The sequence below is a fragment of the Flavobacterium amnicola genome, assembly GCF_004122165.1.
Classification (GTDB): Bacteria; Bacteroidota; Bacteroidia; order Flavobacteriales; family Flavobacteriaceae; genus Flavobacterium; species Flavobacterium amnicola.
Genome location: NZ_SBKO01000006.1, coordinates 32,622 through 47,490 on the forward strand (window position 1 = coordinate 32,622; position 14,869 = coordinate 47,490).

The following is a 14,869-nucleotide window of genomic DNA, read 5'->3' on the forward strand; positions in this document are numbered from 1 at the left end:
ATTAATGATTTATCACAAAAAAATATATTATGCCTATAACAGCTAACAATCCTGACAGAAAATCGTGGTTAGAGATTTCTCAAAATAGCGATTTCCCTATACAAAACATTCCTTTTGGAGTTTTTTTAACCAAAGAAAATGTAGTAACGGTTGGATCTCGCATAGGTGATTTTGCGATTGATTTAGGTGCTTTGCAACAATTGGGGTATTTCGACGGAATCGAATTAACCGACGATGTTTTCATGCAAGACACTTTAAATGATTTCATTTCCGATGGAAAAAAAACTTGGCGATTGGTTCGTAATCGCATTGCCGATATTTTTGATGCCGAAAATGCCAAACTACGAGATAACAAAAGCCATCGAGATGTTGTCATTTTTAAAATGGAAGACGTAGAAATGCAACTTCCCGTATTTATTGGTGATTATACTGATTTTTATTCTAGTAGAGAGCATGCCACAAACGTTGGTAAAATGTTTCGCGATCCTGCGAACGCTTTATTACCCAACTGGTTACATATCCCTGTAGGCTATCATGGAAGAAGTTCAACCATTGTTCCTTCAGGAATTCCAGTGCACCGACCAATGGGACAAACCCTTCCAAATGGAGAAACGCAACCTGTTTTCGGTCCTTCTCGTTTAGTTGATTTTGAATTAGAAACCGCCTTTATCACTACCGATGCTAATGTAATGGGAGAAAATATTCCTATTGAAGCAGCCGAAGAATATATTTTCGGAATGGTATTGTTAAACGATTGGAGTGCCCGTGATATTCAAAAATGGGAATATGTTCCTCTAGGACCATTCTTAGCCAAAAACTTTGCTTCTTCTATTTCACCTTGGATTGTAACCATGGATGCTTTAGAGCCTTTCCGTTGTGCGTCTCCAAAACAAGATGATCCAAAACCACTTCCTTACTTACAACAAAAAGGAGATCATGCCTTCGATATTAATTTAGAAGTTGCGATTGCACCTGAAAATGTAGAAGAAAGTATCGTTTCAAAATCCAATTTAAAATACATGTATTGGACTATGAGTCAGCAATTAGCACATCATACTATAAATGGTTGTCGTATTAATTCTGGAGATATGATGGGTTCTGGAACCATTTCTGGAGCAACTGAAGATTCTTTTGGGTCGATGCTTGAATTGACTTGGGGCGGACAAAAACCAATTACAATGAAAGATGGTTCAGAACGTAAATTCATCAATGATGGGGATACTGTTATTATTAGAGGATTTTGTCAAAACAAAGACATTAGAATTGGTTTTGGAGAAGTTTCCAGCAAACTGTTACCTCCTATTCCAACTAAATAAATAACATTACATTTTTGTTAACATACTAATAAGAGCAATTGAATTAAATTGCTCTTATTTTTTATATATAATATGAAACATTATTTTCTTTTATTATTCGGAACAATTACTCTTTCTACTTTTGCACAAAAACCTTGCGAATCGAATCCAAAATATAATGAATTCGATTTTTGGATTGGCGACTGGGAGGTCTATGGTAAAAAAGGGTTAGCGGGACATTCTAAAATTACAAAAATATTAAACAACTGTATTGTTTTAGAGGAATGGACATCCGCGAATGCACAACAAGGATTGTATTTTTCAGGTAAAAGCTACAACACGTACAATGCCGCAACCGAACAATGGCAACAAACGTGGGTGGACAATGCAGGAGGTACAACCGAATACCTGACGGGGAAATTTGAAAACAATGCCATGCAGTTTTTAAGCAGACCATTCAAAAACAATAATAATGGAATAAGCATCAGACGTCTTACTTTTTACAAATTAGAAAACGGATTTGTGCGTCAATTTGGAGAGATTTCGAATGATGATGGAAAAACTTTTACACCGGAATTTGATTTAGAATACAGAAACAAATCCACTACGATTGAAGCCGAAATTCAATCCATTTTAAAAGATATGGAAATGGCTTACAATGAAGGTAAATTTGAATCAATAACTGGTTTCTATTCCCAAAAAGGAAAGGTGATTGGAAGTAACACTGAAATTTCAGGAGAAGAGGCACTCAAAAAATACTGGAAATCATTCGAAAACCTTGGAGGTACCTGGAAACTAAGTACTACTTCTATTGAAAAAATAGACACTGTTATTTGGCAAAAAGGAACTTCTGAAATAAAAGACAAACAAAATAGAATCCACAAAGTAAGTTTTACACTGGTTTTTACAAAGGAAGATAATCAGTGGAAAATTCTTCAAGATAGTTATTGGTAAAATGAAACTATAAAGTAATTCCTATTTTGGCTTACTTTTTGTATTTTCGAATTACATATATTTGCCAAAATTCAAGATTATGAAGAAAATTACTTCTCTACTATTACTTGTAGCTTTTTTAATCAGTTGTAGCGGTGTGAAAAGAACACAATCAATGCTTAGCGACGGTAATTATGATGGTGCTATTAATCGTTCCATTGAAAACCTAAAAACCAATAAAAATTCCAAAGGAAAACAAGATTATGTCTATCTTCTTGAAGAAGCTTTTGCCAAAGTAAAACAAAGAGATTTAGACGATATTGCCATGCGTCAAAAAGACGGCAGTGCTTCACATCTGGAAAAAATTTATACGCTTTACCTGCAATTACAAAATCGTCAAGAACGCATCCGACCGTTATTGCCCTTATCTTTATTAAAAGAAGGACGAAATGCCATTTTCCCTTTTGATGATTATTCAGACGAAATTATAGCGACCAAATCTAAATTATCTGCCTATTTATATGATAATGCTAAAAAATTAATGAAAAACAACGATAAGTTTAACTATCGTGAAGCTTATGATGATTTTGGGTATTTGGAAGAAATCAATCCCAACTACAAAGATGCCAAGCAATTAATGAACGAATGCCTATTTAAAGGAACCGATTATGTTCACGTGTATACCAAAAACGAAACCAATATGGTGATACCAACTCGTTTGCAAAGTGATCTTTTAGATTTTAGCACCTTCGGATTAAATGACAAATGGACGGTTTATCACAGTAATCGCCAAAAAGATATAAAATATGATTTTGCAATGTTGGTAAATTTCAGAAATATCAACATTTCACCAGAACAAATAAAAGAACGTGAATTTACCAAAGAAAAGCAAATTGCAGACGGTAAAAAACCATTATTAGACGCTAACGGAAACCAAGTAAAAGATGATAAAGGAAATGTAGTAATGGTCGACAACATGAAAACCGTTCGCGCTACCATTTACGAATTCAAACAATTTAAATCCTGTCAAGTGACCGCTAAAATTGATTATATTGATTTTAGAAGTAATCAGTTAATAGACACTTTCCCTTTATCGAGCGAGTATGTTTTCGAATATATTTATGCTAACTACAACGGGGATAAAAATGCCTGTGATAATGATTATTTGCAGTATTTTGGTCGACGTGCGACTCCTTTCCCATCCAATGAACAAATGGTGTATGATAGCGGAGAAGATTTGAAAGCCAAATTAAAGAACATTATTACCCGAAATAAATTTAGAAAATAAAAAATCCCGTCTCTTTCAAAAAATGAGACGGGATTTTTTTTATCGCTAATTCCAGACTATTATTGAGGGATTTTTTCAATTAATAATTCCTTTCCTACTTTATCATAGTAAGTACATGTGAGTTTTTCGATATTAACGGCCCATTTTTCTACACCCGCCTTTGCACAATCTACACAAAAAGTAGGATAATCGGTTTGACCTTTTTGATGCAATTTCAAATCGATTACAAATTGATTTACATTACTATTTTCAGCAATCTCTAAATTTTCATACTTAGAGTCAGAAGAAATTTTTTCCTGCTCATTTCCATAAAATTCGGTATGACCATCGAAAACAAAAGTTTCATAAAATCGCACTCCTAATTGCTTAAGCTCTTTGATGTAGGCTGGAAAATCTGCTCCTGACTTTACTTTTGAATGTGCTGCTTTTATTTGCTCTATCGTAAACATTTCTTTTAATTTGATTGTTCTAAATAATTAGTATCGCATTCTAAGATCTTCGACTTGTATATCGCTATGAGAAGCATCATAAACCGAAATTCCATTTTTAATCAATAAAATTTGAGGCGATTGATGCATAACACCGAATACAGTAGCAATTGCGTTTGAAATTGTTCTATATTCCAATAAATCCAAAAAGTAAGGAGTAATTTTATCTTCTAAATCAAACTCTCTTTCAAATTGTTTTAAAGCCATACGGCTAATACTACAACGAGTACTGTGTTTGAAAATGACTACCGGTTTTGATTTCGATTGTTCCACTATTTCATCGAGTTGTTGCTCATTGGTTAGTAAAGTCCAATCCATTTTTGGGACTGAAGTTTCGTCATTTGAATCTCCAAAAATATTCTTAAAAAAGCTCATAATTCGTTATTTATAAGTCATTTTGACCGATTTTAATTTCTTAAATCGCTAAAAACCAGTCAATTTGTCTTTGTTTTAACATTGGAACACAAATTGTCCAATACTTCGCAAAGGTAAACACTTTAGAAAGTAAAAAATAAACAACAAACGTTAAAAAAATATGAGCATAAATAATTTAACCATCAAATCGCAAGAAGCCTTACAACAAGCACAGCAAATAGCGCAAAGCTATGGCCAACAACAACTAGAAAACGAACACATTTTTAAAGGTATTTTAGAAGTGGATGAAAATGTGTCGCCTTTTATTTTGAAAAAATTAAATGTGAATCTGAATTTGTTCAAGCAAATTTTAGACAGTACCATCCAAAGTTTTCCAAAAGTAACGGGTGCCGAATTGATGCTTTCTAGGGAAGCCAATCGAACACTATTGGAAGCGAACACTATTGCTAAGAAAATGAACGATGAATACGTTTCGATTGAACATTTAATTCTAGCCATTTTTAAATCCAAAAGTAAAGTTGCACAGATTTTAAAAGACCAAGGTGTCACCGAAAAAGGATTAGAAGCCGCTATAAGCGAAATCCGAAAAGGAGAACGAGTAACTTCTGCTTCAGCCGAGGAAACCTATAATGCCCTGAATAAATACGCCAAAAACCTCAACGAATTGGCGCGCACAGGTAAGTTGGATCCGGTGATTGGACGTGATGAAGAAATTCGCCGCGTATTACAAATTTTAACCCGACGTACTAAAAACAATCCGATGCTTATCGGAGAACCTGGAGTGGGTAAAACCGCTATTGCGGAAGGATTAGCACATCGAATTGTAGATGGTGATGTTCCGGAGAATTTAAAAGACAAAATCGTGTATTCGCTCGACATGGGTGCTTTAATTGCGGGTGCAAAATACAAAGGAGAATTCGAAGAACGCTTAAAATCGGTCGTGAAAGAAGTGACTTCTGCTGAAGGAGACATTGTGCTTTTCATTGATGAAATTCATACTTTGGTTGGTGCTGGTGGTGGCGAAGGCGCTATGGATGCCGCCAATATTTTAAAACCTGCCCTAGCGCGCGGTGAACTAAGAGCAATCGGAGCAACCACTTTAGACGAATACCAAAAATATTTCGAAAAAGACAAAGCTTTAGAACGTCGTTTTCAAAAAGTAATGATTGACGAACCGGATACCGAAAGTGCCATTTCAATCTTACGTGGAATCAAAGAAAAATATGAAACCCATCACAAAGTTCGTATTAAAGACGACGCCATCATCGCTGCGGTTGAGTTATCGCAACGCTATATTACCAATCGTTTTTTACCGGACAAAGCCATCGATTTAATGGATGAAGCGGCTTCTAAACTGCGTATGGAAATCAATTCGAAACCAGAAGAATTGGATGTTTTGGATCGAAAAATCATGCAGTTGGAAATTGAAATCGAAGCAATCAAAAGAGAAAATGATGAAAATAAACTAAAAATTCTTGGATTGGATTTGGCCAATTTGAAAGAAGAACGCAATGAAATATTCACCCGTTGGAAATCGGAAAAAGATTTGGTAGACACTATCCAAGCGGTAAAGCAAGAAATTGAAGATTTCAAAGGAGAAGCCGAACGTGCCGAACGTGAAGGAGATTATGGGAAAGTAGCCGAGATTCGCTATGGAAAAATCAAAGAAGCACAAGAAAAATTAGACGGATTACAACTTCAGTTAGCAGAAAACCAATCGGAAACTTCCTTGATTAAAGAAGAAGTGACGCGGGAAGACATTGCAGAAGTGGTCGCAAAATGGACAGGAATTCCTGTTATGAAAATGCTACAAGGTGAAAGAGACAAGCTACTTCATTTGGAAGAAGAATTACATCGAAGAGTTGTTGGGCAAGAAGAAGCTATAGAAGCGATTAGTGATGCTGTGCGTAGAAGCCGTGCTGGTCTTCAGGACATGAAAAAACCAATTGGATCTTTTCTATTCTTAGGGACAACGGGAGTAGGTAAAACCGAATTGGCTAAAGCATTGGCCGAATATCTTTTTGACGATGAAAATGCCATGACACGAATCGATATGAGCGAATATCAAGAACGTCATAGTGTGAGTCGATTAGTAGGTGCTCCTCCAGGTTATGTTGGGTATGATGAAGGCGGACAATTAACCGAAGCGGTAAGAAGAAAACCTTATTCGGTAATATTATTAGATGAAATTGAAAAAGCACATCCGGATACTTTCAATATCCTTTTGCAAGTATTAGACGAAGGAAGGTTGACCGACAATAAAGGTCGTGTAGCCGATTTCAAAAATACCATTATCATTATGACCTCTAACATGGGCAGTCATATTATTCAAGAGAAATTTGAAAACTTGAAGGGTGATATCGAAGCAGCTACAGAAGCTGCCAAAGTAGAAGTATTAGGATTATTAAAGCAAACGGTTCGTCCCGAATTCATCAATCGAATAGACGAGATTGTAATGTTTACTCCATTAAGCAATGAAAACATAAAAGAAATTGTAAAACTACAATTGAAAAATGTCATTAAAATGTTGGGACAGCAACAAATTACAATGGATGCTACTCCGGAGGCTATTACCTATTTATCTCAAAAAGGATATGATCCAACATTTGGAGCGCGTCCGGTAAAAAGAGTTATTCAAAGAGAAGTGCTTAATCGATTGTCGAAAGAAATCTTAGCTGGTAAAGTAAGCAACGAAAGTATAATATTACTTGACAGTTTTAATGGAGAATTGGTTTTCAGCAACCATTCGGAAAAATAAAGTTTGGTTTTTTAGATTATAAAAAGGCTGTCATATTCTGACAGCCTTTTTAGTCTTTGTATTAGATCTTACAAATCTGCAATTAAATCACCATTAGGTTTCACTACAATTTTTTTAGTCTCTTTCCCTTTTTTAATTTTTAAATTATACTGTTTTTTTAATATATCCCCATCTTTTTGGGTGTATAAAAATTTATCTTGAACAATGACCCAATCGGGATATTCCTTATACACTGAAAAAATAACTTTACGTGGAAGCTTTACATTTTCATATTTTTCTACTACTCGTAACAATTTGCCTTTTTCATTGTAAGTAGCAGCTAAAGAAGCATCTTCCCCTTCAAACAAAACTAAAAATTCATCAAAGCCTTCTTCATTTTTACCTAAATTATAGCCAATAAACTTGTCTTGTAACTGTCTAACTTTCTGATCAGGGTTTCTATCAGGTAAATAAACCGAAAAATCATCGCCAGCATTTTTAATTACTACTGTTGGCAATTCATCAGAACTTAATTCTAAATCTCTTTTTTCCTGTCCTAAAACTAGTAGCGGAAAAACGAATAACAAAATACTCATTACTTTTTTCATAATCCAAAAATTTAATTAAACAAATAGTTTTCAACTGTACATGAAATACCTAAATGATCAAATAAGTTTTTGGATTGATGATTGTTCTGTAAAATTAAATTTCATTGCTCAAGGATGATGTTAAACAAAACCTTAAAAGGTGTTAAATTCTGAAATAAAATTTAATAAGAATTAAAACTGTAATTTGAAGTTAATTTTTAACACACCTTGGAATACTACCGCATAAAAAAACACCCTCAAAAAATAATTTCAAAGGGTGTCAATCACTTTAACTAACGTATCAAATAGATTTATAAATTCGTTGAATCGGGATAACAACCCCTTGTTTTAAAATCACTCTTTCCTCGGTAACGCCCCAAATAGTTGTTTCCACCATCTTCTTTGAAGCATCGTCTTCAAAAAATATTTTAATTTTAGAATGCTCCAGATTTCCTAAAGACAACGCTCTGTCCAATTCTTGCTTTCTTCTTGCGATATCTTCGCGCTCTTCCAAAACATCTTTTTTTGGAAAATGCAAGTCCGCAATTGCTTCTTTTTCAATTGTTACAAATTCTACGCTCATACCATTATAATTTTAATAAATTTGGGTTATCATAAAGTTAATAAATTAAATTTAAATACAACTAAAATTCTGAATATAAATGAATAACATCATTTCAAATGAAAATCTTTCTGTTGAAATACATTCAAAAGGTGCCGAATTGATTCAAATCAAACAAAACAAGAACAATTATATTTGGGATGTCGATACAAAATTCTGGAACAAAACTTCCCCTATTTTATTTCCTATTGTAGGGCGATTGAAAAAAGATACTTTTTCCATTAACAATGCGTCTTACACATTAGGAAGACATGGATTTGCAAGAGATTATGAATTTAAAATCATTGATCAAAAAGAGAGTACAATTGAATTTTTATTGACTGAAAACAGTATCACATTACAAGCGTATCCGTTTCAATTTGACTTGAAATTAAAATATAGCTTAGAAAAAAACTCCCTTTCCTTACAATACACGGTAATTAACAATTCCGATACTATAATGCCTTTTTCGATTGGCGCGCATCCTGCTTTTGCGATAGATTTTAGCAAAAATGACTACCAAATTTTGTTCGACAGTGATGCAGAACTGGTTACACATGCCTTAGAAAACGAACAATTTTCAGGCGAAACAACCAAAATTCCATTAGACAATCAAATACTTCCACTATCCTACTCGCTTTTCGAGAAAGATGCCTTGGTTTTCAAAAACATTTCATCCAGAAGTTTAACTATATTTGAAAATGGAAATCCATATTTAAAAATTCATCTTGGAAATTTTCCTCATTTGGGAATTTGGACCAAAGCGGAGGCACCATTTTTATGTATAGAACCTTGGTTTGGATATGCAGATTCCTTAAAATCAGATGGAAATATTTTAAATAAAGAAGCCATTCAAACGCTTGCACCGAATGATAAATTTGAATGCTCTTTTCGTATAGAAATTTTATAACATGACTACAAATCCTTTTCTCCCATTTCAGAATTTAGAATCCGACCGCTTAGTCCTTCGCCGATTAACTTCCGATGACATTCAAGAAGTGTATGCCTTGAAAAGCGATCCTAAAATAATGGAATATATCCCAAGACCTTTGGTTACCAATCTTGACGAAGCCATGGCACACATCACCATGATTAACGATAAAATTGACACTGGAGAAGGTATCAATTGGGCAATTACATTAAAACCGAGTAATAAACTTCTCGGAATTATAGGACATTATCGTATTAAATGGGAACATTACCGCTCGGAAATTGGCTATATGCTGTTACCAGAAGCTTACGGAAAAGGCATTGCTACTGAAGCCGTTCAGTTGATTTGTGACTACGGTTTCAACCATATGAAAATGCACTCTCTTGAAGGGATTATTGACCCTAAGAATTTGGCTTCGGCAAAAGTTTTAGAAAAAAGTGGATTTGTTAAAGAAGCCCATCTCAAGGAAAATGAATTTTATGAAGGTCGTTTTTTAGATACGGTTATATATTCCAAGCTAAAAGATAAGTAATTGCAGATATGTTTTTATATTTGTAGACCCAATTATGTTCAAGCGATTCAAAAATATAGCACTATTAACTGTCATATGCATATATGCCATACAGTTATTGCCCTATTTTTCCGATACGATTTACGAAAAAATCAAAACGTATAGACAAGAAAGGCAAGTCACCAAATTTCATTTACGTGAAACAAAATACATCACTTTAAAAAGCTGGAATTCCATTAAAAACAAAAAAGAATTCAAAATAGATGGTGTTTTTTATGATGTTTATTCCCATTCAATTGAAAAAGACGGAGTCGTTAAATTAATTGCTTTTAAAGATTCCCAAGAACATAAATTACATCTTTTTTTCAATCATTTTTTAAAGAAAGACTATCCCAATTCGAAAGACAAGAAAAAAACAATACAAAAAAAACTTCCTTATGTAACTTTAGAGGAAGAAATTGCCGTTACCTACTCTTTTAGCAACGAAACTAATTTTAAAGAAAATTTCAACGTAAAAGAAGGTAAGACAATTCATATCGTAACTTCTCTATTAAAGCCACCACTGGCTGTATAAACAATAATACGTAAGTTATACAAATAGTAAATAATTTTCATATTTCAACAGGCAAGTCCTTAATGACATATGATAATGAACCGTACAATCTATTATTAAAAAAATGAAAAAAATAATTACTCTTGTAGCTATTATGGCTGCTGCATCTGTGTTTTCTCAAGAAGAACAGGATACTACTTCAAACAAATTGAATGAAGTAAAGGTGGAAGCGTTGCGTTATAATAATTCTAAAAAGAATTCGCAACAAATTCAAACCATCGACAAAAAAGAAATTGAATTTGGAAATTATCAAACGACTGCCGAAATGCTTTCTAACTCTGGAAGTTTGTTCGTACAAAAATCACAACAAGGTGGTGGAAGCCCCGTAATAAGAGGTTTAGAGTCAAGTAGAATCTTACTTCTAGTAGATGGTGTTCGTATGAACAATTTAGTGTATCGTGGTGGTCACTTACAAAATGTAATTACCGTTGACGAAAATATGCTAGAAAAAGCGGATGTTTTGTTCGGTTCTGCTTCTACTCAATATGGTTCAGACGCTATGGGTGGGGCAATCAACTTAGTTACAAAACGTGCTAAATTACTTTCTGAAGCTGGAAAATCGTTTTCGGCAAACTTAAACACGCGTTACGGAAGTGCTAACAAAGAAAAATCAGGATATTTTGATTTTGGCTTTCACGGTGCAAAATTTGCTGGTTTAACAGCCGTTTCTTACAATGATTTTGGCGATTTAAAAATGGGAACCAAACCTAATGGAAATTATGATTACTTCGGTTTACGCCCTGAATATGTGGCTACAGTAGGTAATATTGATGAAATTGTAAAAAACCCAGACCCGTACACACAAATATATTCTGGTTATAAGCAGTACAATGCAATGCAAAAATTAGTTTATGCACCAAACGAAACGTCTTCACATAGTTTAAATTTACAATATTCAACCACTAATGACATTCCTCGTTACGACCGTTTAACTGATATTAGAAGTAATAAACTGCGTTACGCTGTATGGAATTATGGTCCACAAGAACGTCTTTTAGCTGGATATAAATTCACAAAAGACAAAGCATTTTTAAATAGTGATTTGTCTGTTGGGGCTAATTATCAAAAAATTGAAGAAAGCCGTATTAACAGATCTCGTAATTCTGATAATTTAGATTCGCGTATCGAAAACATTTCTGTTTACTCTGTCAATGTAGATTTGAAGGCAAAAGTAGGTAACGGAACTTTATTGTATGGTGTGGAAGGTTTTTATGATGATTTACAATCGACTGCAAACAGAACGAATCGAGTTACAGGTATAATTGATTCTTTAGATACTCGTTATCCTGATGGAAAAAACTTTACCCTACGTACAGATGCCTTTGCAACTTATAACGCTAATATTACTGAAAAAACATCGTATAACCTAGGATTACGTGGTGGTTTTACAAAATTACGTAGTGAATTTGTAAATCAAAATTTCTTTAAATTCCCTTTCAAAGACATCGAACAAAGCAATATCACCTATAGTGCTGCCGCTGGAATTGTAAATAATTCAACCAAAAACGTTAGAGTTTCATTTAACCTTTCAACGGGTTATAGAACTCCTAATGTTGATGATTTAGCTAAAGTATTTGAATCGACAGTAGGTTCTTCATCTGGAAACGGAAGATTGGTGGTTCCAAACCCAAATATCAAACCCGAAAAAAACATTACAGGAGACTTTGGTATTACTTTATTTAATGAAAAAAGAACTTTAGAACTTGACAACACTATTTTTTACACGCATTTATACGATGTAATTGTTTCGGATAAGTTTACTTATAATGGTGCTAGCACTATTAACTATGACGGTTTCCCTGCAGATGTTTATGCTTCTCAAAATTTAAATCATGGTTATATCTTTGGATATTCTTCTAAATTGAATTTAAATGTTTGTAAGAACTTTAAAATATACGGAAGCTATAACCACACCTATGGTCGCTCTATTGCCAAAGATTCTAGAGAGGAAAAACCTTTAGATCACATTCCACCACATTATGGGAAAGTCGGTTTTAATTACGAAAGCAAATATGTAACCGTAGATGCTAACATGCTTTATAATGGTAAAAAAGACATTGAAGATTATTCAACCAGTGGTGAAGACAATCAACAATACGCACCATCGTTTGGTATGCCATCTTGGCAAACGTATAACGTTAAAGTAGCTGGAAAACCAATGAAATATGTTACCATCTATGCTGGAGTAGAAAATATGTTTGATACAATGTATAGAAATTTTGCTTCTGGTATTAACGCCGCAGGACGCAATATTTATGGTGGTTTAAAATTAAGTTATTAATTTATTGCTACCCAACAATAAAAAAGCCACGCAATGCGTGGCTTTTTCTTTTTAACTAAAACAAATTTTATTGAACAGCTAACAAAGCGTTTGGCATTCCATAACCATATTCAGCATGTTTATTAGGATATAAATGAGAAGTTTGACGCATTTTTGCCAATACTTGATCACGAGTCCAGGTCGGATTTTTAGCCCAAACTAAAGCCGCAATACCTGCTGTTGTAGCAGTGGCTACCGAAGAACCACCCACATAATCTCCTTGCGCATCATAATAACTATTAACTGGAATATGATTCCCGGAAGCTCTCTCCATCATAATAGTAAAATCTACTTTACCACCTGTATGACAAACATCACAAGCTTGATACGTACTTGCTTCTTTGATTCCTGTAACCGCAACTGTTTCAGCCATCCATGCTGGGAAAATTACACCCGCAAATGTTGTAAAACTTGTAGAAGTACCAGCAGCACAGAATATTAATTTCCCTTTGCTGTAAGCATATCGTACACCATCTTCAATTTTGCCAACAGAAATTATATGCCCCATTGACATCGAAATGATCTTTACATTGGCATTATTTCCTAACGCGGTAAAAGCATTCTTCACTCCATTTTGTTCGTGATATCCGTCAAGTACAACGTTGGATGCAGCACGATAAGTTACAAGGTTTGCATTATAAGCAACTCCTACTGGCTGTCCTTTATCATTACGCGGAGCCGTCGCTACAGAAGCCATACTTGTTCCGTGACCACACAAATCATTTACTCCATCGGTACCTGTACTCCAAGGCCAAATAGAATCAACATACACCCCATATTTTTGGACCGTTCTTCCAGTAGAAAGTCCATTGTTAAAACTTGCATTTAGCAATGAATTTACCGTAGATGCACCAGAATCTACAACTCCTAAACCAATACCTTTTCCCGATGAATACGACCAAGCCGAAGGAATATTGTGTTTGTAAAAAGCCCAAGGTGCTTTGGCATTTGGCGTTACAATAGTATAATCTAGAGCATTTACAGCTTCTGATTCCAAACCACATCCCGAAGAGGAAGCAATAGCATCTGTAGTCACATTTTTATTTTCATTAGCCCCATCATCTGTCATTCTAAAATCGGAAGGTTCTACATAACGAACATAACCTAATCTTCTCAAGGCAATCACGGTTTCTTGCTTTTCTATAATCACATCTATTAGATTTAAATATGGATCGGCGTTAATTAGAATTTTAGCAATCGGTTTTCCTTCAAATTTAGAAATCAAACTTAAGAGTTGATTTTGCAAGTACACATGATTACTAGATTTACTTCGGTCGAAATCAGTTTTAGAATTTCCAAAACCAATAGTACACACATTGTTTCCGTTTTGAAGTGCACTCCAAACCATATAATCGGATGTTGAACCCCAATTAAATTGTTTGTTTTGATTTACTTGTTCTAAAACTTTAGATTTTACCTCTACCGCCGACAGAGCGGTTTTTTGAGATTCAGGAATTGAAATTGACGCTTCGGTTGTTGTGGTATCTTCTTTAGTACACGAAGCCAGCGCAAACAGAGATATTGCGCAAAATTTTAAGAGTTTTTTTGTCATTTTGGTTGGTTTTTCAGTTAATTCTTTTAAAAATATCAAAAACAATTAAAAAAATAATCACCAAATCGATGAATTGTAGCAAAATACCGATAAAAACACACTTAATTGATAATCAAGCAGTTTTAAAAAAAATACTTTCAAAAATTGAAAAGAACAATTTTTCCCTTAAATTTGCCAACCTATGTTAAAAACAGTCAATATACTCAACAAAAGAGCCAAATTCGATTATGAAATTATCGATCGATATACAGCTGGAATTGTTTTAACAGGAACCGAAATCAAATCCATACGATTAGGAAAAGCAGGTATTGCCGAAAGCTTTTGTGAATTTCACAATAATGAACTTTTTGTCATTAACTCGAATATTGAGGAGTATCATTTTGGCAATCAATTCAATCATAAAGCTAAAAGTGAACGCAAACTTCTTTTAAACAAAAAGGAGTTGAAAGGACTATTGAAGGATGTTCAAAACAAAGGGCTTACAATTGTTCCTTTGCGATTGTTTACCAACGAAAAAGGTTTGGCCAAATTAGATATTGCATTGTGTCGTGGTAAGAAAAATTATGACAAACGCGAAACTATAAAAGATCGCGACAACAAGCGCGATTTAGATCGAATAAAAAAAGACTATAAATAAT

The 14,869-nt window shown here is 34.1% G+C and carries 14 protein-coding genes; 9 read left to right on the top strand and 5 right to left on the bottom strand.

What is annotated here, in order from left to right:
• The first annotated feature begins 29 nt into the window (after nucleotides 1-29).
• The 3 genes from fahA to EQG63_RS11520 all read left to right on the top strand — a co-directional run bounded on the left by fahA (nucleotide 30) and on the right by EQG63_RS11520 (nucleotide 3,516).
• Entirely contained in the window at nucleotides 30-1,316 is a 1,287-nt protein-coding gene (gene fahA, locus EQG63_RS11510; protein WP_129436525.1) for a fumarylacetoacetase, read from the top strand.
• 72 nt (nucleotides 1,317-1,388) lie between these two features.
• Entirely contained in the window at nucleotides 1,389-2,249 is an 861-nt protein-coding gene (locus EQG63_RS11515) for a YybH family protein (RefSeq protein ID WP_129436526.1), read from the top strand.
• Nucleotides 2,250-2,328: 79 nt separating this feature from the next.
• Entirely contained in the window at nucleotides 2,329-3,516 is a 1,188-nt protein-coding gene (locus EQG63_RS11520) for a hypothetical protein (RefSeq protein ID WP_129436527.1), read from the top strand.
• A 59-nt stretch (nucleotides 3,517-3,575) separates the two neighbouring features.
• Here the strand turns inward: EQG63_RS11520 and EQG63_RS11525 are convergent, their stop codons facing one another.
• Nucleotides 3,576-3,965 carry a DUF1398 domain-containing protein gene (locus EQG63_RS11525; protein ID WP_129436528.1) on the bottom strand — a complete coding sequence of 130 codons (390 nt, stop codon included), beginning with the start codon at nucleotides 3,963-3,965 and terminating at the stop codon, nucleotides 3,576-3,578.
• A 27-nt stretch (nucleotides 3,966-3,992) separates the two neighbouring features.
• A complete protein-coding gene (gene ytxJ / locus EQG63_RS11530; RefSeq protein ID WP_129436529.1) occupies nucleotides 3,993-4,379 on the bottom strand; it encodes a bacillithiol system redox-active protein YtxJ in 387 nt (128 codons plus the stop codon).
• A gap of 160 nt (nucleotides 4,380-4,539) precedes the next feature.
• Here ytxJ and clpB point away from each other — a divergent pair, with 160 nt between their 5' ends.
• Entirely contained in the window at nucleotides 4,540-7,137 is a 2,598-nt protein-coding gene (gene clpB, locus EQG63_RS11535; RefSeq protein WP_129436530.1) for an ATP-dependent chaperone ClpB, read from the top strand.
• Between the two features lie 68 nt (nucleotides 7,138-7,205).
• On the opposite strand, the gene EQG63_RS11540 is transcribed toward clpB, so the two are convergent.
• Entirely contained in the window at nucleotides 7,206-7,724 is a 519-nt protein-coding gene (locus EQG63_RS11540) for a hypothetical protein (protein WP_129436531.1), read from the bottom strand.
• 280 nt (nucleotides 7,725-8,004) lie between these two features.
• A complete protein-coding gene (locus tag EQG63_RS11545) occupies nucleotides 8,005-8,286 on the bottom strand; it encodes a hypothetical protein (RefSeq protein ID WP_129436532.1) in 282 nt (93 codons plus the stop codon).
• Nucleotides 8,287-8,365: 79 nt separating this feature from the next.
• On the opposite strand from EQG63_RS11545, the gene EQG63_RS11550 reads away from it, so the two are divergent.
• From EQG63_RS11550 to EQG63_RS11565, 4 genes are all read left to right on the top strand, one after another.
• Nucleotides 8,366-9,214 carry an aldose 1-epimerase family protein gene (locus EQG63_RS11550; protein WP_129436533.1) on the top strand — a complete coding sequence of 283 codons (849 nt, stop codon included), beginning with the start codon at nucleotides 8,366-8,368 and terminating at the stop codon, nucleotides 9,212-9,214.
• A gap of 1 nt (nucleotide 9,215) precedes the next feature.
• Nucleotides 9,216-9,767 (top strand): GNAT family N-acetyltransferase, encoded by a 552-nt coding sequence (locus EQG63_RS11555; RefSeq protein WP_129436534.1) that lies wholly within the window; start codon nucleotides 9,216-9,218, stop codon nucleotides 9,765-9,767.
• 34 nt (nucleotides 9,768-9,801) lie between these two features.
• Complete coding sequence (locus tag EQG63_RS11560) at nucleotides 9,802-10,320, top strand: hypothetical protein (protein WP_129436535.1); 519 nt, start codon at nucleotides 9,802-9,804, stop codon at nucleotides 10,318-10,320.
• A 103-nt stretch (nucleotides 10,321-10,423) separates the two neighbouring features.
• Entirely contained in the window at nucleotides 10,424-12,640 is a 2,217-nt protein-coding gene (locus EQG63_RS11565) for a TonB-dependent receptor plug domain-containing protein (protein WP_129436536.1), read from the top strand.
• 67 nt (nucleotides 12,641-12,707) lie between these two features.
• On the opposite strand, the gene EQG63_RS11570 is transcribed toward EQG63_RS11565, so the two are convergent.
• Nucleotides 12,708-14,231, bottom strand: a complete 1,524-nt coding sequence (locus EQG63_RS11570; RefSeq protein WP_129436537.1) for a S8 family peptidase — start codon at nucleotides 14,229-14,231, stop codon at nucleotides 12,708-12,710.
• Between the two features lie 181 nt (nucleotides 14,232-14,412).
• Here EQG63_RS11570 and smpB point away from each other — a divergent pair, with 181 nt between their 5' ends.
• Nucleotides 14,413-14,868: an SsrA-binding protein SmpB gene (smpB, locus tag EQG63_RS11575; RefSeq protein WP_129436538.1), complete on the top strand. Its 456-nt coding sequence runs from the start codon at nucleotides 14,413-14,415 to the stop codon at nucleotides 14,866-14,868.
• Nucleotide 14,869 lies beyond the last annotated feature (1 nt).

Coding starts and splice junctions, on each gene's coding strand:
- ytxJ (WP_129436529.1), bottom strand. CDS start 4,379: ATGAGCTTTTTTAAGAATATTTTTGGAGATTCAAATGACGAAACTTCA.
- EQG63_RS11515 (WP_129436526.1), top strand. CDS start 1,389: ATGAAACATTATTTTCTTTTATTATTCGGAACAATTACTCTTTCTACT.
- EQG63_RS11525 (WP_129436528.1), bottom strand. CDS start 3,965: ATGTTTACGATAGAGCAAATAAAAGCAGCACATTCAAAAGTAAAGTCA.
- EQG63_RS11540 (WP_129436531.1), bottom strand. CDS start 7,724: ATGAAAAAAGTAATGAGTATTTTGTTATTCGTTTTTCCGCTACTAGTT.
- EQG63_RS11565 (WP_129436536.1), top strand. CDS start 10,424: ATGAAAAAAATAATTACTCTTGTAGCTATTATGGCTGCTGCATCTGTG.
- EQG63_RS11520 (WP_129436527.1), top strand. CDS start 2,329: ATGAAGAAAATTACTTCTCTACTATTACTTGTAGCTTTTTTAATCAGT.
- smpB (WP_129436538.1), top strand. CDS start 14,413: ATGTTAAAAACAGTCAATATACTCAACAAAAGAGCCAAATTCGATTAT.
- EQG63_RS11545 (WP_129436532.1), bottom strand. CDS start 8,286: ATGAGCGTAGAATTTGTAACAATTGAAAAAGAAGCAATTGCGGACTTG.
- EQG63_RS11560 (WP_129436535.1), top strand. CDS start 9,802: ATGTTCAAGCGATTCAAAAATATAGCACTATTAACTGTCATATGCATA.
- EQG63_RS11570 (WP_129436537.1), bottom strand. CDS start 14,231: ATGACAAAAAAACTCTTAAAATTTTGCGCAATATCTCTGTTTGCGCTG.
- clpB (WP_129436530.1), top strand. CDS start 4,540: ATGAGCATAAATAATTTAACCATCAAATCGCAAGAAGCCTTACAACAA.
- EQG63_RS11555 (WP_129436534.1), top strand. CDS start 9,216: ATGACTACAAATCCTTTTCTCCCATTTCAGAATTTAGAATCCGACCGC.
- fahA (WP_129436525.1), top strand. CDS start 30: ATGCCTATAACAGCTAACAATCCTGACAGAAAATCGTGGTTAGAGATT.
- EQG63_RS11550 (WP_129436533.1), top strand. CDS start 8,366: ATGAATAACATCATTTCAAATGAAAATCTTTCTGTTGAAATACATTCA.